At 39.8% G+C, this 20,645-nt stretch carries 18 protein-coding genes; 11 read left to right on the forward strand and 7 right to left on the reverse strand.

Annotation, left to right across the window (positions count from 1 at the left end):
* Positions 1–342: 342 nt before the first annotated feature.
* The gene (locus J7I93_RS03150; protein ID WP_214723216.1) at positions 343–1,182 is read right to left on the reverse strand and encodes a DegV family protein; all 840 of its coding nucleotides are present in this window, start codon (positions 1,180–1,182) and stop codon (positions 343–345) included.
* Positions 1,183–1,420: 238 nt separating this feature from the next.
* Between J7I93_RS03150 and J7I93_RS03155 the strand changes: the two genes are divergently transcribed.
* Positions 1,421–1,567, forward strand: coding sequence for a hypothetical protein (locus tag J7I93_RS03155; RefSeq protein WP_214723218.1), 147 nt, complete (start codon positions 1,421–1,423; stop codon positions 1,565–1,567).
* Positions 1,568–1,759: 192 nt separating this feature from the next.
* On the opposite strand, the gene J7I93_RS03160 is transcribed toward J7I93_RS03155, so the two are convergent.
* Positions 1,760–2,443, reverse strand: coding sequence for a response regulator (locus tag J7I93_RS03160; protein ID WP_214723220.1), 684 nt, complete (start codon positions 2,441–2,443; stop codon positions 1,760–1,762).
* Positions 2,444–2,610: 167 nt separating this feature from the next.
* On the reverse strand, positions 2,611–3,753 hold the full coding sequence (locus J7I93_RS03165) for a sensor histidine kinase (protein ID WP_214723222.1): 1,143 nt from the start codon (positions 3,751–3,753) through the stop codon (positions 2,611–2,613).
* Between the two features lie 406 nt (positions 3,754–4,159).
* Between J7I93_RS03165 and J7I93_RS03170 the strand changes: the two genes are divergently transcribed.
* A complete protein-coding gene (locus J7I93_RS03170) occupies positions 4,160–4,792 on the forward strand; it encodes a YigZ family protein (RefSeq protein WP_214723224.1) in 633 nt (210 codons plus the stop codon).
* A gap of 94 nt (positions 4,793–4,886) precedes the next feature.
* Positions 4,887–5,906: an LCP family protein gene (locus J7I93_RS03175; RefSeq protein WP_214723226.1), complete on the forward strand. Its 1,020-nt coding sequence runs from the start codon at positions 4,887–4,889 to the stop codon at positions 5,904–5,906.
* Between the two features lie 51 nt (positions 5,907–5,957).
* Here the strand turns inward: J7I93_RS03175 and J7I93_RS03180 are convergent, their stop codons facing one another.
* Positions 5,958–6,287: a hypothetical protein gene (locus tag J7I93_RS03180; RefSeq protein WP_214723228.1), complete on the reverse strand. Its 330-nt coding sequence runs from the start codon at positions 6,285–6,287 to the stop codon at positions 5,958–5,960.
* Between the two features lie 284 nt (positions 6,288–6,571).
* Entirely contained in the window at positions 6,572–6,700 is a 129-nt protein-coding gene (locus J7I93_RS25350; RefSeq protein WP_285289062.1) for a hypothetical protein, read from the reverse strand.
* A gap of 184 nt (positions 6,701–6,884) precedes the next feature.
* On the opposite strand from J7I93_RS25350, the gene J7I93_RS03185 reads away from it, so the two are divergent.
* The 4 genes from J7I93_RS03185 to J7I93_RS03200 all read left to right on the forward strand — a co-directional run bounded on the left by J7I93_RS03185 (position 6,885) and on the right by J7I93_RS03200 (position 12,001).
* Positions 6,885–7,751 carry a helix-turn-helix domain-containing protein gene (locus tag J7I93_RS03185; RefSeq protein WP_214723230.1) on the forward strand — a complete coding sequence of 289 codons (867 nt, stop codon included), beginning with the start codon at positions 6,885–6,887 and terminating at the stop codon, positions 7,749–7,751.
* A 209-nt stretch (positions 7,752–7,960) separates the two neighbouring features.
* Positions 7,961–8,623 (forward strand): hypothetical protein, encoded by a 663-nt coding sequence (locus J7I93_RS03190; RefSeq protein ID WP_214723232.1) that lies wholly within the window; start codon positions 7,961–7,963, stop codon positions 8,621–8,623.
* Positions 8,624–8,635: 12 nt separating this feature from the next.
* Complete coding sequence (locus tag J7I93_RS03195; RefSeq protein ID WP_214723234.1) at positions 8,636–9,847, forward strand: efflux RND transporter periplasmic adaptor subunit; 1,212 nt, start codon at positions 8,636–8,638, stop codon at positions 9,845–9,847.
* 162 nt (positions 9,848–10,009) lie between these two features.
* Complete coding sequence (locus J7I93_RS03200; RefSeq protein ID WP_214723236.1) at positions 10,010–12,001, forward strand: phosphodiester glycosidase family protein; 1,992 nt, start codon at positions 10,010–10,012, stop codon at positions 11,999–12,001.
* Between the two features lie 44 nt (positions 12,002–12,045).
* On the opposite strand, the gene J7I93_RS03205 is transcribed toward J7I93_RS03200, so the two are convergent.
* Positions 12,046–12,888 (reverse strand): copper amine oxidase N-terminal domain-containing protein, encoded by an 843-nt coding sequence (locus J7I93_RS03205; RefSeq protein WP_214723239.1) that lies wholly within the window; start codon positions 12,886–12,888, stop codon positions 12,046–12,048.
* Between the two features lie 449 nt (positions 12,889–13,337).
* Between J7I93_RS03205 and J7I93_RS03210 the strand changes: the two genes are divergently transcribed.
* The gene (locus tag J7I93_RS03210; protein ID WP_214723241.1) at positions 13,338–13,562 is read left to right on the forward strand and encodes a hypothetical protein; all 225 of its coding nucleotides are present in this window, start codon (positions 13,338–13,340) and stop codon (positions 13,560–13,562) included.
* Between the two features lie 178 nt (positions 13,563–13,740).
* Here J7I93_RS03210 and J7I93_RS03215 read toward each other — a convergent pair whose 3' ends face one another.
* Positions 13,741–14,808: a glycosyltransferase family 4 protein gene (locus tag J7I93_RS03215; RefSeq protein ID WP_214723243.1), complete on the reverse strand. Its 1,068-nt coding sequence runs from the start codon at positions 14,806–14,808 to the stop codon at positions 13,741–13,743.
* A gap of 341 nt (positions 14,809–15,149) precedes the next feature.
* Between J7I93_RS03215 and secA2 the strand changes: the two genes are divergently transcribed.
* From secA2 to J7I93_RS03230, 3 genes are all read left to right on the forward strand, one after another.
* Positions 15,150–17,504: an accessory Sec system translocase SecA2 gene (secA2, locus tag J7I93_RS03220; protein WP_214723245.1), complete on the forward strand. Its 2,355-nt coding sequence runs from the start codon at positions 15,150–15,152 to the stop codon at positions 17,502–17,504.
* A gap of 14 nt (positions 17,505–17,518) precedes the next feature.
* The gene (locus J7I93_RS03225) at positions 17,519–18,406 is read left to right on the forward strand and encodes an accessory Sec system S-layer assembly protein (protein ID WP_214723247.1); all 888 of its coding nucleotides are present in this window, start codon (positions 17,519–17,521) and stop codon (positions 18,404–18,406) included.
* A gap of 145 nt (positions 18,407–18,551) precedes the next feature.
* The gene (locus J7I93_RS03230; protein WP_214723249.1) at positions 18,552–20,636 is read left to right on the forward strand and encodes a 5'-nucleotidase C-terminal domain-containing protein; all 2,085 of its coding nucleotides are present in this window, start codon (positions 18,552–18,554) and stop codon (positions 20,634–20,636) included.
* The last annotated feature ends 9 nt before the right edge of the window (positions 20,637–20,645 follow it).

The following is a 20,645-nucleotide window of genomic DNA, read 5'->3' on the forward strand; positions in this document are numbered from 1 at the left end:
CTTGATCCTCGAAAATGCATTCGCATTTTCTTCGTGCGGTGTCTATTCAAGGAAGTTTATTCAATGTCCTGCGGGAAGTGAGGGAGTGGGAGACCCCACAGGCGAAGCCGAGGAGGCTCCCATTCCTCCCCGCGGAAAGCAAGTGACCGCAGCGGAAATCAACGGGCAGAATTTATAAGTGAAAACAATAATCTTTGAAGAAAGAGACTTTTGATAAAAAGAATAACTATCTTCTACTCTTCAATTTTGCCATTCTACAACCCAGTTGTTCAAGTCCATTCGCGTATTTCACAATATAGACAAAAAGAAAGCACCATCCTCTTTAAAAGATGGCGCCTTCTTTTACTTCTTTACCCAGCCAAATCCCATCGCACCTTCGCCCAAATGAGTTCCGATAACCGGTCCAAAGTAGCTGATCATAAATTCCACATTCGGATACTGAGCCGCAAGCTCAGCTTTCCATTCGCGCGCTTCCTCTTCCCGATTCGCATGAATAATGACCGCTCGATAAGGCTCGCCGCTTTTCACGTCTTCCCAGAACAAATCGACCATACGCTTCATGGCTTTTTTCCGGGTGCGGATTTTTTCAAAAGGCACGATCTTCTTGTCCTCAAAGTGAAGCAGCGGCTTTACCTGCAGCAGGCTTCCAATCAATGCCTGTGCACTTGAAAGGCGTCCGCCGCGCTGAAGATGAGATAGATCATCGACCATAAAGTAGGCGCGGATTGATTTCTTCATTTCTTCAAGACGCTCGACAATCTCCTGAGGGCTTTTCCCGGCCGCAGCCAGTTCAGCAGCTTCTAAAACATAGAACCCCTGCACCATACAGCTAATCTCAGAATCAAACGGGAACACCTGAATTCCTTCCACCATGCTGCCAGCCGTCACGGACCCCTGGAAAGTGCCGCTGATGCCGCTCGATAGATGAATCGAAACAACTGCGTCATAGTCCTTCGAAAGCTCTTCAAATAGCTCAACAAACTGGCCAACAGAAGGCTGCGAAGTCGTCGGCAGCTCCTTATGCTTCACTTCTTCATAAAAATCCGCTGCAGTGATCTCCACTTCCTCCTGATAGGTTTCATTGCCGAAAATCACACTAAGCGGAATCATATGTATATGTAACTTTTCTCTTAAATCCTTGGGGATGTATGCTGTACTATCTGTTACAACAGCCGTTTTCATAAATAGAGTTACCATCCTTATCTTTTTTCTCTACTGTATGTTCTTGTTCCATTTTATATGATCGTGTGACAAATTGCATTAAGTTTAGGATCGAATAATGGGAGGACAATAAGGAAATTCGACAAAATTCGGGTGGTACCTGGTACCCTAAACCCTTTATTTATACCGGAGAGTGATGTAATATTTTTACATAAGTGTTATATACATATCATTACTAGATTTATAGGGAGGGGATGAAATGTGGTTTTGGGTTGGGGTTATTGCCTTGCCATTTGTAGTGTTTATGCTGATTGAGGAGTTTTTCCAGATGGCGATGAGAAGGTATATGAATGGGCCCTTTAAACTGGAACTTAAACTTAAGTCTTATTTTTCGAAGCAATCCTGATCAGCTCTTAATCTATTGTCTGCTCCAAAGCAGATTAAGAGATTGCAAGAAACGAAAAAACAAAAAGCACGCGAGCGGCCCATGCCCATTCGCGTGCTTTTTCCATTAATACTTTTCGACAAAATTCGGGTGGTACCTGGTACCCATAAAATACAAAAAAACGGAATGGCGGCAGCCATTCCGTTTTTTCCTTTATCGTACTTCCACCCAGCCATTTTTAATAGCTACAACAACAGCTTGGGTTCTGTCATTGACGTTCATTTTCTGAAGGATATTGCTGACGTGGTTCTTGACGGTTTTTTCACTTATGTAAAGTGCTTCGCCGATTCCACGATTGCTTTTTCCGTCTGCAAGGAGCTGAAGGACTTCGCATTCACGGCGCGTCAGTAAGTGGAGCGGACGGCGAATTTCAGGCTGTGAGTAGGATCCGCCTCCTCCTGCACTTACTGTTGCCAGGCGGCGATATTCGTTCACAAGATTATGTGTAACCTTTGGATGCAGATAGGATCCGCCTTCTGCTACAACCTTAACAGCCTCTACCAATGCATCGGCATCCATTTCCTTCAATAGATATCCGCTGGCACCAGTTTTAAGCGCATGTGTAACATAGTTCTCATCATCATGAATGGAAAGGATGATCACCTTGGATTCAGGATGTTTTTCAATAAGCTGGCGTGTAGCCTCAACACCATTTACATTCGGCATATTGATATCCATAATAATAACATCTGGATTATACTCCTCGACCAATGAAATAGCTTCTGTGCCATCATCTCCTTCTGCCACAACATCAAATGATCTTTCAAAATCTAAGATGCGTTTTACCCCTTCTCTGAATAATTGATGGTCATCAATAATAACGATCTTCGTATTCAATTACTTCGCCTCCCCGAGTTCTTCCAGTTGTTTATCTCTTTTTTATGGCTCTGTTAAATTGGTCTGTTGATTTCCGCTGCAGGCACTCCCTTTCCGCGGGAGTCTCGTGCCTTCCGCTCCAATCACCAGGGTGCTAAAAACAACAATATGCTTTAACAGATCCTTTTTTATAATGTTAAAGGTATTTGAATAATAACTATCGTGCCTTTTCCGGCTTTGGAATCGATTGAAAGCTGGCCTTCCAAAAGCTCTACTCTCTCCCTCATTCCGATTATCCCAAATGATTGCCTTTTTTTCTCCTGGATATTAAATCCTTTGCCATTATCTTTAATGACAGCGGCAACTCTATTTTGATTAATTTCAAGCTTTACAACAATTTCTTGTGCTTCCGCATGCTTAAGTGCATTCGTGACTGATTCCTGAATCAGTCTAAAAAGTGCTACCTCATACTGGGCAGGAAGTCTTTTTTCCAAGCCCAGGTTTGCAAATTTAATTTTTGTCGTACTGTGATACTCTTCGATGGTTTGCAGGTATTTTTTGAGGGTAGGCACTAAGCCCAGGTCATCGAGTGCCATTGGACGCAGATCATAGATGATTCTCCGCACCTCATAGAGAGCACTTCGAACCATTTTTTTAAGATCCTTAATCTCTGTAAGAGCCGCATCTCCGCCCCGCTCATTATATACCCGCTCAATTAAATCGGACCGCATCATGACATTTGCCATCATTTGTGCAGGGCCATCATGGATATCCCTTGATAGCCGTTTACGCTCTTCCTCTTGAGCTTCGATAATTTTCAGACCGAAATCCAGCTTGACCTTGGCATCTTCAATGACTTCCCCCATCTGCTTTAAGTCACCCATCAAGTAATTCATAACTACCGTGATTTGCGAAACAAGCGTTTCAGCCCGTTCGATCGTGTCGTTTAAACCCAGTAGCCTTCGTTCAATATCATCCCGGCGGTCCCGGAGCTGCTTTTCCATCTGCCTGTTCATGGATAGGTCCATTTGCAGCTGATGTGCTTTTTCATAAGCCTCCCGAACCTCGGCCTCTGTATAGTCCTTAAAATGCATACTTACTTCAGAGAGCCTCTTTCGGGCAAACTTAGTTTGCACCTCAAGCTTGTCCCCTTCATCAATGACCTTCAGAACCATATGCTTGACTTCTTTTAACTGATCAGTAAGCGTTTCATGGTCAGTCCGGCACTGCTCGCTAATTCGAAAAATTTCATCCTTGCTTGTTCCGACAGTATCTATCATTTTCTGCAAAATAAGATCGAGGGTTTTCGTGTCAAATTTCTTTATATTCATTTAAGTCCTCCAACATGTTGACAGCCTTTTTACTTTATAACCCCCATTTTAACGCGAATAAAAGAAGGATACTATCTCCTTGACAAGAAAACTATACCAAAACATCAAAAATTCGGTATAATGGCACAGTTTCATCTTTTCCACCTATGTCTTATATCCTATATAACAAGTAGTGAAACATGCCCATTATCCAAAATATTTATCACAAAAGAATCCTACTTTTAGAACTAGAAATTATATTGCAATAAAGAATTTTTCACTATCAGAATATTTTTCATTATAACATGCGAAAAAGTTACCAATATTAAAGTTTCATTACAATCAATTGAAATTTTAAACTGTCGATTTCTGAATAAACATGTCATAATTTAAGTAACGATACTAAGCATACAAAAGGAGTGGTAAAATGCTGCCACGCTACTATACAGTAAAAGGCTTTGGCGAACATGAAATTAACATTCAAAAATCAAGGTTTATTGCCTATATATCCCGGGCTGAATCCGAAGAAGAAGCACAGGAGTTCATTCAGACCATTAAGAAAAAGCATCGTGACGCTAACCATAATTGTTCTGCCTACCTAATTGGCGAAAATGACCAAATCCAGAAAGCGAATGATGATGGAGAACCAAGCGGCACGGCCGGTGTCCCTATCCTCGAGGTTCTGAAAAAAAAGCAATTAAAAGATACAGTAGCTGTCATAACCCGATACTTCGGCGGAATAAAATTAGGTGCAGGCGGCCTAATTCGCGCTTACGGCAAAGCCACTTCAGAAGGAATCCAAGCAACTGGCATTGTTGAAAGAAAACTGATGAAGATCATGCACACCAGGGTTGACTATACCTGGCTTGGCAAACTCGAAAATGAGCTTCGTTCCTCCGTTTATGCAATCAAGGAAATCCATTATCTTGATCTGGTTGAAGTAGAAACCTTCGTTGAAGAAGCACAGATTCAAACCTTCACTGATTGGATAATCGAACTGACAAATGGCCAGGCTAAAATATCTGAAGGTGACATGCTTTACCTTGAAAGCGACATATAAAAAAAGAAATTTACGAATTCTTAAAAAAAGGTTAAAATATTGAGTGTGTTAAATGTGAATTTTTTCCCATTTTTATTTTCTAAGGAGATCACATATGTCTAACTCCAGACAGCAGATGAAAGCTCAAAAAAAGAATAGAAGCCGCAGAAGAATTCTTTTGTGGGTAATGCTTCCTATCCTCATACTCTTGGTAAGCACGATATCCTACGGAGCATTCTTATATAATAAAGCTCAGTCCGTCATGGATGAGTCATACGTCCCTATCGAAAGGGAGTCCTCCAAGAGGGAAACGAAAGCAGATCCGCACATAGACAATATTTCAATCTTATTTGCCGGAATTGATGACAGCGAAAAAAGGAACTTCAGTGATGCCTCCCGGACAGATGCACTGATGCTGGCAACCTTTAATGATGAACAGAAATCCGTTAAGCTGCTTAGTATCCCGCGTGATTCTTATGTGTATATCCCTAATAAGGGCTATGAAGATAAAATAAATCATGCTTATGGAAAAGGCGGCATTGCTTCCACAATCGAAACAGTTGAGGAACTCTTTGACATACCGGTGGATTACTATGTGAATATGAACTTCAATGCTTTTATAGACATTGTCGATGCACTAGGAGGCATAGAAGTAGAAGTGCCTTATGCATTAAGCGAGCAGGATTCACACGATAGAGCAAATGCGATTAACCTTAATCCAGGAATACAGGAGCTGAATGGTGAAGAAGCACTAGCTTTAGCCCGGACACGAAAGCTTGATAATGACATCGAGCGCGGGAAAAGGCAGCAGGAAATTCTAAAAGCCATTATGAACAAAGCCGTATCCGTTAAGTCTGTTACCAGGTACTCAGATGTGATTGAAGCGGTTGGCGATAATATGAAAACAGATCTTTCCTTCAGTGAAATGAAGTCGTTTATTGATTACGCAACAGCAGGAACGGGCCTTAGCGTTGAAACATTAAACCTGGCCGGCCAGGATAGTTACATTAACGGAATTTATTATTATCAGCTGGACAGCTCCGGCATGGAAGAAATAAAAGTGACGCTAAAAGACCATCTTGAACTTGCCAATCAATCACTAACTGGTTCAAATACAGAAAGCAGCACACCATAATGCCGCTTATAAAACAATCGTCCTCTCTTCATAGAGTGGACGATTTTTCCTTTAATGGTTCAAACTAAACTCTTGGACCTGCTTTTTATATACATAATTCTGAATGCCTATAACCTTTAAAAACTCAATCATCTTCTGAAAAGAACGTTTTTTATACTCCTCTATTACTTCAAACTCTTTAATTAATGCGATTTTTTTACCGAGCGAGAAGTTTTTTTCTGCTCCTGAGTCTAAATCCTCTTGGTGATATCCTTCAGACCATGTACAAATGACGGCTTCACCTATTTTTTGCTTTTCCGTGTTAAAATAGAACGAAAAAATGATGGAACATTCCTTATCACAAAAAGACGGCAAAATTCTCATTTCAAGATCTTTATTCATTGGACACCTCTTTCAGTAGGATTTACCCATACTATAACAGGATTTTAAATCATCTGAATTTCTTCAAATGAGCTAAAAATCCCCTTTTTCTGCTTATTATTTAACATAACTGCATTGTCAGCTTATAAAATATAACTATAAGCATATTTTTTGGTTTATAATTTCCAAACATTCTAGTATATTCATTTATATAGATAAAAAAAGGCACCCTGTCACCAGGATGCCAAAATGGAGATTTAAGGTATTGTTCGTAAAACCGAAAAGCTAGTTCTTAAGTATTAATTTTAGTGCATGGAAGGAAGTTCTAAAGTTTGAACTCCGCCATTTCCATTGCTTGCAGCAGCTCCAACTCCTGCTCCAGCTGTCATAATTAAAGTTAATGCAGCAATGATGGCAATAATACGTTTCTTCATAGTATTTCCTCCTATAATAAGTAAACTATTGTTAAGATCATTTAATTTTATTAAAACATAATATTAAAAATCACTGAGAGGCGATGAGAGGCCATAAAGCCTAGTTTTTTATGGTTTTTCAGCCATTTTCTTTCATTATTCTATTTACTTATAACTTTAGGAATATATCAATTGGGGTGAGAACGTGGACTTTTCAGCTATTGGGGGAAAAATTAAGGAATTAAGAAAGCTTCTAGGACTATCTCAGAAAGATCTTGCTGCAGGCATATGTACCCAAGCACAAATAAGCAAAATTGAAAAGGGCGATGTTTATCCCTATGCTTCTACTCTTTATTTAATATCTCAGCGCTTGGGAGTTGATGTCAACTACTTTTTTGATATTGGAACAACCCCTCGCCTGGATTATGTTAAAGAAGTTAGCAGGCAGCTTATGATTGCAAGAAGAAAGCTTGATTATGAAGAAGTAAGGCAAATTGTAAAGACAGAAGAAAAAAATCCGCTTTTTTCTCAGAATAGGAGGAATCTTCAAATTCTGTTATGGCATAAAGGGATTTATGTCTATCATATGACCAATAATGTAAAAAAGGCCCTTTCTCATTTTGAAGAAGCCATTTATCTTACTCATGATAAAATATGGACTGAACGCGAGCTGGAAATAATCATAAGTAAAGGAATTATATATTTCGAGGAAGGTCAGCTTGAAACAGCGTTGGAGGTATATGAATTTGCACATGAACAGCTTCATTATTTACCCCACATTCAGGATGGCTCCATTAAAAGCAGACTATTCTATAATATCGCTAGAGTATTAACAAGACTTGGCCGGTTTAATCGTTCCATTAATTATTGTAAGGAAGCCATTGACTGGTGTATAGAGAAAGAAGACTTATTTCTTCTCGCTGAACTTCATTATCATATTGGCTATAATTATGAGCTGTTAAAAGAAATCGATCGTGCAAAGTCCTATATGGAAAAATCATTAATCATCTTTGAACTTCAAATGGATGACAAGTATACCTCGTTTATTAAAAGTAAAATAGCTAATTGGTAGAAAAACCTTGCCTTTTTTCGGCAGGTTTTTTCTATGATTTACCAAATAAAACATTGTTTTATCTTTTGGTTTTTAATCTATAATTTAAGTTAATTATACTTCAATTGAGATATTTGGAAATTAAAAGTATTATATTTAAATTTTTGGTTTTTATTTCAAGTTGAGTTAAAATAATATTTGTTGCTATTAAAATCATTTGGAGGATTTATATGTACTATCGATTTCGTCTGCTTAAAGGCATCTTTTTCCCTTCTTACTCCTCGCATCAATTAAAGCAGGCTGAAGCAATTCCAAGATTTTGGCCAAGGCTTTTCTTATTGGTTTTAACCAGCGGTTTCATCTACTTTCTAGGGTCATACTTTGGTCTTGGAAACGAGATTTTATCAAAAGAACTGACAAGCCTGCCAAGCAGTGAATTTGAGGCGAAAAAGCTTTTATTTATTTTAGGAGAGACAGGCTGGGGAATCATATTCTGTCTATTTTATTTATTTTTTCCTGCACTTTTTTTCTGGACCGTTACGGAAATAGACTATAAGAAATTAGTCACCATTCAAATGCTTGCATATACTGTTTTATTAATTGAGAAAATGTTAGTTAGCCTCTTGGCGTTAACCATCGGGCTTGATCAATTCTCTTCCCCATTCTCATTTGGGGTTTTAACACAATATCTGACTGACAAAAATTTTCTCATCATATTCTTCGGAACGATCTCACTCTTCCATTTTTGGATTATTTATTTGCAGTACATCTACTTAACAAGATTATCGGAAAAAAGAGGATGGGTATTATTTTTATTAATACTGGGACTGCATGCATTTCTGCTGATTGTATCCACCCTTCTTGATTATATTGAAATAGAAAGGCTGATTTAAGGTGGTGGCCACATGCATATGAAAAAACCTGCAAAAATAACCCTCTTCCTTTTATCTGCACTTTTTGTTGGAGGTAATTTATATCTTACTGAGAAAAAAGACAGTAAGATTGAAAAGATCGAGAGAATCGAAGAGTGGCAGCAAGTTCGTATTGGATCTATAAAAAATGTTCTAAACAAACCCGGAGTGGTTACTCCCTCTGAAGAAATGCCGATTTATTATGATGATCAAGCTGGTGCTTTTAATCAGTTTCTAGTAAAGCCCGGTGATGAAATTTCAAACGGAACTGACTTATTTGAGTATTCACCTCATTCGATTGAACAGGAAGTAAGCCGGCTGGAGGCTGAGAAAAGCGAGGCAGACAATAAAGCGGATAGTGTTGAATCACATATTAGAGACCTGGAAAGCTTATTGACCCAGGCAAAGAGTGATGCGGATGAAGATAATCCAAATCTTGAAGCCATCTATTCCCTTGAAAAAGAAATTTCCCAAAAGGAACTGGAACAGGAACTGCTGGAGAATGAATCTGAAAAACTTGAAGAGCTAATAGATGAGCTAAATGACAGACCAGATGTAGTAACAGTGAAAAGCGAGTTCGATGGTTATGTTAAAGAAATCAATCCAACGCTCAATAATCCTGTTATGACGATAAGCTCTATCACCCCTTCTGTTAAAGGAGCCTTAAATGAAGAGGAAATCCATGAGGTAACGGAAGGCATGAAGGTTTTGATATCAAGCCCTTACGATGAAAAAAAGCGGGATGGACAAATCCTTAACATTCTTCAAATGCCTGAAAAAGAACCGGATTTAGAGAATGAAACACTTTATCCATTCTTCATTCAGCTTAATGGAGATGAATCTGGTCTGCATTCAGGAAATCACGTTAATGTGGACATTATATTAAGAGAATCTGCAAATGCACTCCTGGTTCATAAAAACAGCGTTACAAAAGCGAAAAAGAATTCTTATTCGTATGTATTGACGCCATCCGGTACGGTTGAAAAGCGTAAAGTGAAGCCGGGTATTAAAGAAGGCAAAAAAGTGGAGATCACAGAAGGGTTAACCCCTGAAGAATTTGTAGTCAAAAACGCAAAGCAGGTTCAGCAGAAAACAGGATCCCTATTTACGACCACACTGGAGCCAAAAGAACTAGAAAAGAAAAAAGTAAAAGAAGCCTTTAAAAAGGATTGGAGATATATCCTGCGCGGCTTCCTTTCCAGATAACATTCTTGAACCATCCTATTCCATAGGGTGGTTTATTTTATGTGAAACTATCATTCTTCGACAATTTTTTCCAATATTTGATAGTTCGACAATTAATTCATAGTATGGTAGAAATATATAGGTAATGTAATATTTGGTACATATATTAAGGAGGCCCCAACTTTGTTACACAAAAGAAAGAAAGCTTTAATATTTTTAATGTCTTTGTCCCTTTTTACTTTCCCGCAAAAGTCTGCATTCGCTGAAACAAAAGCACAGTATCCTATTTCCTCTGGAGTTCAATATAAATATAGCCAGGAAGTAATTAATACATACCCGCAAGCTATTAATCTCCTAGAAATCAATACAGCAGATACTTATACTCAGCTGGATCTGTCATACCCTGATCCGCTTAACACTTTAGCCGCTACTTCAGCACAAGCTAAAAGAAACCATTATGAAGGGCATCGCGTGATCGGTGCAGTCAATGGATCATTCTTTGATATGAAGTCAAAACTGCCGATGTATTTAATCTCGTACAATAATAAGCTCGTTAATCTCGGCTTAACTCAATTTGAAAGTGAGCATTATGTAAATAAACCGGCTGCTTTTGGTGTGAACAGCAGCGGTAAAGCCCAAATTGAAGATTACAGCTTAAGTGTGAAGATGACCCATTCCGGGAGCACGAAAGAAATTACAAGCATTAATAAAATCCGTGAAGCCAATGAATTAATTCTATACACTCCTGAAAACATTACTCGTAATCCAGGAACAAACCAATGGGGCTATGAAGTCGTTTTTACAAATGCTTCTAAAAACCGCGATTTGGCATTCGGAGACCGCATAACAGGGACCGTTCAAGCAATTAGGCCTTTTGGTGATACAACTGTTCCAACGATCCCGGAAGATGGATTTATCTTATCTGCTCATGGTGATAAACAGGAAGCATTAAAGTCATTAAAACCAGGTGATACTGTTCAGATCGATCTTAGCATCGATTCGAAATGGCAAAACTCCAGATTCATGCTGGCCAGCGGACCAATGCTAGTTAATAATGGTGCGTATGGACTTAATATGGATTCGAATAACATCCGTGCCAGGGAGAGAGCTCCAAGAACGGCAATCGCTATTGATAAAACACAAACAAAGGTTTTCATGGTTACGGTAGATGGAAGACAATCAGGCTACAGTTCAGGTATGACGCTCCCTGAATTTGCAAACTATCTAATTAAAATAGGAGCCTATAAAGCCATTAATCTTGATGGAGGCGGCTCTACTGCAATGGCAATTCGGAAACAGGGGCAGGAGTATCCTTCACTGATTAATCGCCCTTCTGATGGCTGGGAAAGATCTGTTTCCTCCACCCTTCAGGTAATCAGCACAGCGCCTATTGGCAATCCAAAATATATCAATGCTTCTCTTTCGAAAAGCGGAGAGGTTATAGCAGGAACAAGCGTTTCTGTTGAATTAAAAACCGTTTTAGATCAATTTTATAATCCGCTTCCTAAGGATCTGACAAAATTGAAAGTAACAACGACACTTGGCGAAGTCCAGGGCAATACCGTTTCACTAACGAAGCCTGGACAAGCTGTCATCACTGCATCCTACGGAGAAGCAGTCAAAAAGTTCACTGTAAATGTAACAGAAGAGGAAACAGAATTTTCAGATGTCCCGGCTTCTTATAAATATTACAAAGAAATCACGGCATTAACCAGCCAGCAGATCATAACTGGTTATCCGGATGGGACCTTCAGACCTAATACAACTATTTCCAGAATGGAGGCTGCCCTTCTCTTAACAAGAGCCTTGAAGCTGGACACTGAAAATGTTCAGGACGTTGATTTCCGTGATGTTCCGAAAGATCATAAATTTTATAAGGAAATTGCAGCCGTTGCGAGCAAAGGAATTATGGTAGGTAAAAGCGAAAATTACTTCGATTTATCTTCCAATTTAACAAGAGCAGAAATGGCAGTCATTCTGCATAGAGCATTTAACCTAAGCGGAAGCGAAAAAGTTCCATTTACGGATGTTACGCCTGAAACCTTTGGATATTACTCCATTTCAACACTATTGGCAAATGATATTACAGAAGGTTTCCCTGATAACACGTATCGTCCGAAGGAATCCTTAAATCGATTCCAGTTTGCCCTATTCCTATATCGAATTCTGAATTAGGCAAAAGAAAAGGAGGCACAGACCATTCTGTGTCTCCTTTTCTATTAATCTATAATACCAAGATCCTTTAAACCCATTGGTATCGTATAATAAACAGACTGGTTGTACAGGAGATGATCCAGCTCCCCTGTATCGCTCAATACGATTTCATCTGTTGCCAGGTCATAAACCTCCATATAAAATTCTCCATCTATGAAGGTATTTCCATTTTCATCAACAAGTTCTCCAAAGGTGGTCATATAAACACCATACTCATCATCCTCAATCTTTCTTACCGAAAAGTTCTCTGAAGTGATAAACTGGCTATCATCCAAATAGCTATAATAAAGCGACACATTCACCACTTCCTGATCGAGACCAGGATTTTCGATCCGATTAAAAAATTCTGCCTCTGAGATCTCGAGAGAGTAGCTTCCATTATTATAAGATTGGAAATATTGGTCTACCATCATTTCCATTGTTTCAATTTCCACTATTTTTTCATCATTATCCCAGCTAACCTTTGCGCCGATGGACTCTGACACAAACCGAAGAGGCACCAGGGTACGGCTGTTCATAATTTGTGCCGGCACCTCAATTTTCACCGTCTTGCCATTGACTGTCGTGTAAACACTTCCTATCTTCAATTTGATTACTTTATCAGCTCTGACAGCTGTAACTGTCTTCGATTTTGAATCATAGGAAACATCTGCACCTAATTCCTCAAAAATCTTCCGAAATGGAACAAGAGTCCTTCCGCTTTTAATCACAGGTGCCTGGTCAAACGCAAGAGGCTCTCCATCAAGCAGCACTATAATGTTTGTAGAAGCAGCTGAAGCAGTTTGCATACCACTAAACCAAACGAAAGACAGCAGCAGAAGTACAATACTAACCCTAACTTTTCTCATCTCAATCTCCTTGGAAAGTATATTTTTGAGACAATTATATAAAATTGGCCGAAAAATAAATAGCTAAACTTTCCATTTAAGATAAGGGAATTTTTTACTGAAATAGATTTTATATATCAATGTTTCTATTCACGAATTTATTCAAAAAACACATTTATTAGAAAACAGCCTTTTTAAAACAAAAGGTTCTGTTATACTGGCCTGTTGATTTCCGCTCCAGGATGCTCGCTTTCCGCGGGGTGGGCGGTGAGCCTCCTCGGCGCGAGCGCCTGTGGGGTCTCACCTGTCCCACTCCTCCCGCAGGAGTCTCGCACCTTCCGCTCCAATCAACAGGGTGCTAACAACATCAATGAGCTTTCAAGAAGTTTAAATAAAAAGGCCGGATTATTTCAAATAATTCAGACGCACGCGGCTAATTGAGATTTTTGTTGGTTGATTGGAGCGTAAGTGTGTATTTCACACCTGATTATATAGAAGAGTTTATTTTAAACGGGAGAAATATAAAACAAGAAAACGCGGAATGGGTTCTGGCTTTTCATGGTTCGGAATTTATAGAAGGAACGTATTTTCATGTTTTATTCACTGATAAAACTGAAGTAAAACAAATGTTCGCAACTGAAAAAATTGAAGTGATTAATCCTTTAGGTAGGCGATGGCTTATATACCCCGCATAAGGAGCTGTTATCATTAATTTATACAGATGATGAATGGAAAATACATGGTTTAAAATGGGAACACAAATAAGTGTTGAGGATTTATTAAAAATCCTTTTTATGTATGTTTCATTACAAAGCTAGACACACTAAAAAACGCATTGAAAAGCCGCAATCAAAAGATTGCGGCAAGAAGGTATTATCGGTTTTTTACGTTTGCTCCACTTTTTACATTTGCTCCACTGAGCATTTTCAGCAGTGGCTTGTAGTCATGTCCTACAAGTCCAATTTTTTCTGCAAAAATTTCAATTGCAATTAAGATCACACCCACGACGAGCAAGGCTCCCCATACCGTTGACTGCGAGAAGATCACTGCTGCTAGTCCAAATAGTCCCGCAATGCTATAGATGATCAGGACCGTTTGGCGATGAGAATAACCTAAACGCAGCAAGCAGTGATGCAGATGGGACTTATCCGGTGCGGATAGAGGCTGCTTGTTCACGAACCTTCTGATAATCGCAAAGAATGTATCAGAAATGGGAACACCCAGGATAATAACCGGGATAACAAGTGACAAGAAGGTTATGTTTTTAAAACCTAACAGCGCGAGCACTGAAATCATATAGCCTAAAAACAGAGCACCTGTATCACCCATAAATATTTTCGCTGGATGGAAATTGTAAACAAGAAACCCTAGCGTACTTCCCAGCAGGAGAAGGCCAATTGTCAGAACGAAAACATTCCCTTGCAGCATGGCCATTCCGGAGATCGTAATTAATGCAATAGATGATACACCTGCAGCCAGGCCATCAAGACCGTCAATCAGGTTGATGGCATTCGTAATTCCTACAATCCAAAGGATCGTAAGCGGGATGCTAAAGTAACCAAACTCCAGTGTACCGCCAAATGGCATTTTGATGAACTCCATCTGCACGCCGCTTAGCACGACTACAAGAGCTGCAGCCAGCTGGCCAAACAGTTTGATTTTGGCAGATAGTTCAAGCATATCGTCTAGAACACCTGTAATAATTATAATCAAACTGCCAATAATAATGGGAATGAAATTCTCGTCGCCGGGTCTCATGATGAAAACCCCGATAATAAAACTTATATATATCGCTAAACCGCCTAAACGCGGCATGATTTTTTGGTGAACTTTCCTTTGGTTCGGCTTATCAGTCGCCCCAATGGCAATGGCAAATTTCTTCACTAATGGCGTTAAAAGTACCGAAGCAATAAAACAAAGAGCTAAGGTTACATAAACCATGAAATACCTCCTCAAATGTAGCATAACCATTCCGTATTATTTTAAAATGTTAATTTCAGCAACCTCTAGTGTATTACTGGGCTTCCAGCATAACCGATATGATTATATCACCTTACTAAAAATAAGAAAATGTATTTTGTACAAATTAATATTTTTGAAAAGAAATAGACATATATCCTCCCTTTTTATTTATCCATATTTGTTAGACGGAAAACCTGCTGAAAAAGTTGCATAATTTTGCTAGTTTTTTAACTATATAGTAATTCCTTGTCGGATTTGGTAAGATATTTAAATGATAGATAAATATAGATAATAAGATATACATTAAGGGAGCATCCGCTATGTTAACTTACCTCAAGAAGGCTTTCGGCGATATGAATGAGCGCCGGTTAAAGAGCTACTTTAAAACAGTTGAAAAAATCAATCAAATAGAAGATCAGTTCAGCAGCTTATCGGATGAACAGTTAAAGGAAAAAACTTCAGAATATAAGGAAAAGCTGCAGAATGGAAGCCAGATAGAGGATATTAAAATTGAGGCATTCGCCACCGTCAGAGAAGCAGCCAAACGTGTTTTGGGCATGCGCCATTTTGACGTCCAGCTTGCCGGAGGCCTTGTCCTGGCAGATGGAAATATTGCTGAAATGGCAACTGGAGAAGGAAAAACGCTTGTCGCTTCCCTTCCAAGCTATCTAAAAGCTCTCGAAGGTAAAGGCGTCCATGTCATAACCGTCAATGACTACCTTGCAAAGCGGGACAGAGAAATTATTGGGCAAGTCCATGAATTCCTCGGCCTGTCTGTCGGATTAAACCTTCCATTAATGAACCCTTTAGAAAAGAAGAACGCTTATAAAGCAGATATTACATATGGCGTAGGTACAGAGTTTGGTTTTGACTACCTCCGGGACAATATGGTCGGCAGCCCGGAAGAAAGAGTTCAGCGGCCATATCACTTTGCAATTATTGATGAAGTGGATAGTGTTTTAATCGACGAGGCAAAGACCCCTCTGATTATCGCCGGAAAAATGAAATCCGGACCAGAACTTCGTTATATCGCTGCAAAACTGGCCATCCGCTTCGAACAGGATATCGACTACATATTAGATGAAGAAACAAAAGCAACGAGTTTAACTGACGAAGGAATTGAAAAAGTCGAAATGGCTTTCGGCGTGGATAATTTATATGACTTGGAGCATCAGACTCTTTATCACTACGTCATTCAAGCTGTCAGAGCTTATGTCCTGTTCAAGAAAGACGTCGACTATATCATAAAGGACGGCAAAATTATGCTGGTCGACATGTTCACCGGCCGCATCATGGAGGGCAGAACATTAAGCGACGGCCTGCACCAGGCAATCGAAGCCAAAGAAGGTTTGCAAATAACTGAAGAAAACAAAACACAGGCGTCGATTACAATCCAGAACTACTTTAGAATGTACCCTTTCCTATCCGGCATGACCGGCACTGCTAAAACATCCGAAAAGGAATTTGAGCAGGTCTATGGCATGCAAGTAGTCCAAGTGCCAACGAACCGTCCTAAAATAAGAATGGACTCTCTTGACCGGGTTTATAAAACCATTGAAGAGAAATATGATGCAGTAACAAAAGAGGTACAGGAACGGCACAGCAAGGACCAGCCTGTTTTAATCGGAACTACCTCCATCCTTCAATCAGAAGAAGTCGCTAAATACCTGAAACAGGCCGGATTAAAATTTGAATTGCTTAATGCCAAAAGCGTTGAACAGGAAGTACGATTAATTTCCATCGCCGGTCAAAAAGGGCAAATTACGATTGCCACCAATATGGCTGGGCGCGGAACGGATATTCTTCTAGGGGAAGGTGTCCATGCTTTAGGAGGCTTGCACGTAATTGGAACAGAACGCCATGAAAGCCGGAGAATTGATGACCAGCTTAAAGGACGTTCAGGCCGCCAGGGTGATCCTGGATCAACACAATTTTTCATCTCGCTTGAAGATGATATGTTTAGAAGATTTGCCAAAGAAGAGCTGGAAAAGTTAAATAAAAGCCTTTCAGTCTCAGAAGATGGCTTGGTTAAGAATAAAAATATCCACGAGTTTGTTGACCGTGTTCAGAGGATTGTGGAAGGCGCCAATTATAGCATGAGGGAGTATAACCTGAAGCTTGATGATGTCATCAACGAGCAAAGAAATATCATTTATACATTGCGCAATAGAATCATCGAAAATAGAGACCTGGATAAGCTGTTAATTTCCACAGTTGAAAGTGCCGTTCAAGCAGAGATTAAGCTAGCTTGCCAGGAAGGCGTTTTACCTGAAGACTGGGCGATTGACCAATTAGCACAAAGTATGGATGAGATCCTGGTAAATCAGGAATACCGTTTCCCTGACCCGATCTTGGATATTGAAGAGGTCCAACAGCCATTAAAACAGGCAGTCGACAGCTATACAGCGTATATACTTGAACAATCTCAAATAAATGAACCGGAGTTTACAGCAGCCATCAAGCATATTATGACATCAATCCTTGATTACAATTGGATTCAGCATATAGAAGCAATGACACGTTTAAAAGAAGGAATCGGCTTGCGCTCTTATCAGCAGGAAGATCCTATGAGACTTTACCAGAATGATGGACTTGAGCTCTTTACCCTCACTTATGAGAAAATCGAGAAGGAAATGGCAAGAGGCGCTGCAAACTTTTTAAGAAATCGGCATTAAGGGAGTTTTATTTCATGCTTTCAATTTTTCGGAAAAAAAATAAAGAGATCAAAAAGAGCGGGAAAGATAATACGATTGAAGCGAAAGAATTAATGGATGTAAAGGAGTCTGCAGATGTTAAAGAAGTGAAAACAGCACTTTTTATACATCCAGGCTGGACCCTGCCTGCTGAGCAGCAGTATGTATTCCGCTTCCTGCATAATGAGCTGATGCCATTGCAGCCCAATCAGATTTCAATAGCTGGAGTGGATTTGGCCAATACACCAAACGGCATTGAAGTGACGGCATTTGTACGGAACAGCTTACAGAAAAAGGTGTCATTTGGCGAAACAACCCTGCTCCTTTTAGATGAGGAACAAAGCCTTATCGCAAGACAGTCCTTTGACTTAAGCGAGCTGGGCGAAATCCCTGCAGAAAGCAGCATGCCATGGGTGTTCCGCTTCCCTGCAAACACAATAAAGCAGGAAATCATTAAGGATAGCAACTGGACATTGGCTTTTGAGCTTGCAAAGCCTCATACTCTTGATCTTCACGAAAGCTGGGAGAAAGCTCTTTCAGCAGAAGAAAAAGAAGGGTTAAGAAAATTGGTCGCTTCTGCGGGCAAGCCTAAGGATGGAGAAGTCAATTTCATGGGGATTAAGATTAACCATAACCCTGGTGAAAATCTTTCTGTTACACTAATGATCCGAAACGGTACCAAACAGGATATTCATCTCCATCAAATACCTCTTGCTGCCAAAGATTCCTCCAACGAGGTTTTTGCTCAAGGAGTATTTAAATTAGAAGACTTTACCGTAAAAGCAAATACTTCTAAACCTTGGACCTTTATCTTCCCTTCTTCTTTTATTAAAAAGAATGATATAGATTTAACAGCCTGGTCAATTGAAGTGATAAATAATTAACCACTCGGCAGCAGATGAATATCTGCTGTCTTTCTTTATTACAGCCCTATTTTTAAATTGCAAATTATTTAAAATATTCAGCTTACCTGTCTAATTTTGTATTATAATAGAAATGATTGACTATTAATCTTTTAGGAGGAGAAAAATGGCTACGTTAAAAAGAAGTTTTCTAGTATTGTTTTCTGCAGTCTTAATCCTTGCTTCCCTGGCAGGACTCCAACCAGCTGCTGCAGCCGAAACAGGCACCAAAACAATCACGATTCTACATACAAATGACTCTCACGCTAAAGTAAAGCCAACTGATGGAGGATTGGGCTTTGCCAAGCTGGCTACCCTAATCAAAGAACTTGAGCAGGAAAACGCTAATACGCTTCTGCTCGACGCAGGTGATACACTTCATGGAACTCCCTTTGCAACAGTTGAAAAAGGTGAAAGTATTACACAAATTTTAAATAAATTAGGCTATGATGCAATGGCGGCAGGAAACCACGATTTCAACTATGGTTATCAGCAATTATTGGCATTGCAAAAACTGATGGACTTCCCTGTTCTAAGTGCCAACGTCCGAAATAAGACGGATGATTCCCTTCTATTACAGCCATATAAGGTTGAAGAAGTAGATGGCATCAAGATTGGTATCTTCGGACTTTCCACTCCAGAAACGCATTACAAGACCAATCCGAAAAATGTTGAAGGGTTAGAATTCACGGATCCTGTTGAAGAAGCCAAGGCTATGGTTAAAGTGCTGAAGGAAACAGAAAAAGTGGATATGGTTGTAGCATTAACCCACCTCGGAATTGACGAATCCAGCACTGACACATCCATCCGTGTAGCAGAAGGTGCACCAGGCATTGACTTGATCGTCGATGGCCACAGCCATTCTACCCTTGTTGAAGGACAAGCTGCTGGTGAAAGCACCCTTATAGTTAGTGCCGGTGAGCATACGAAAAATCTGGGTGTTGTTAAATTAACCTTTGATGGAAACAAGCTTGTCGGCAAAGAAGCACGTTTGATTACGAAAGAAGATGCTGCTGAAACACTGGAAGATGCAGATGTAAAAGCATTAATTGACGAAGTAAGCGAAGCCCAGGACGTAATTTTGTCTGAAAAAATCGGTACCACTAAAACACTTTTAGATGGTGTACGCGAACATGTTCGTGCAGGCGAAACAAATTTGGGTAACCTTTTGACCGATGCCATGCACAAAGCTTCAAATGCAGACGCTGCCATTACAAATGGCGGAGGAATACGTGCGTCTATTGAAGCAGGCGATATTACAAAAAAGAATGTAATTGATGTTCTGCCATTCGGTAATTTCCTTGTGACAAAGAAATTCACGGGTGCAGAAATTAAGGCTGCACTTGAACATGGTACCAGCGACTATCCTAATGTTAAGGGTGCATTTCCCCATGTTTCAGGTATGAGCTTTGAAATTGATCTAAATGCTGAAAAGGGCCAAAGAGTTAAGGATCTAATGATCGCCGGAAAGCCAGTTGACCTTACAAAGGATTATGTTGTAGCAACAAACGACTTTATGGCTGTCGGCGGCGATGATTACACAATGTTTGAAAAAGGGCCGCTTGTGAATGAATATGGTGCCTTGGATGAGGTCTTAATCGACTATATTAAAGCAAATAGCCCAATCGATGCTAATAAGGAAGGCCGCATCGTCACTTATCTTCCATTTAAAGATGTACCGGCCTATTCATGGTCCCGCCAATATATTGCAGACCTTTACGATCAGAATCTAGTAAAAGGCACATCTGAAACGACATTTGCTCCAAAAGCTGAATTAACACGCTCTCAATTTGCTTCTCTATTAGTGAGGGCTCTAGATTTAAAAGCATCCACAGACGCTCCATTTACAGATATCGCTCATCTTCCTGATGAAACAAAACAGGAAATTTCGGCTGCCCATGAATTTGGATTAGTCAAAGGTGTAACGGAAACAACATTTAACCCTAAGCATCCTATTACACGTGCAGATATGACGATTATGCTTGAGCGTGCTTATGAGCTGCAAACTGAAACAGCTTATGAACCAAAGGCAAAAGCACCATTTACTGATATCACGAAGCTGACTGTGGAAGCTCAGGAAGCAATTGCTGCTGCATATGAGCTTGGATATGTTGAAGGCTATGGCAAAGGTCTCTTCCTGCCGAAAGGCCATGCGACACGCCAGGAAGCGGCAAAAGTAATATCTGTGTTTTTAGATTCCATTGAAGAGTAAATAAGAGTA

The organism is Bacillus sp. ISL-47, from assembly GCF_018613175.1.
Taxonomy (GTDB): Bacteria; Bacillota; Bacilli; order Bacillales; family Cytobacillaceae; genus Cytobacillus.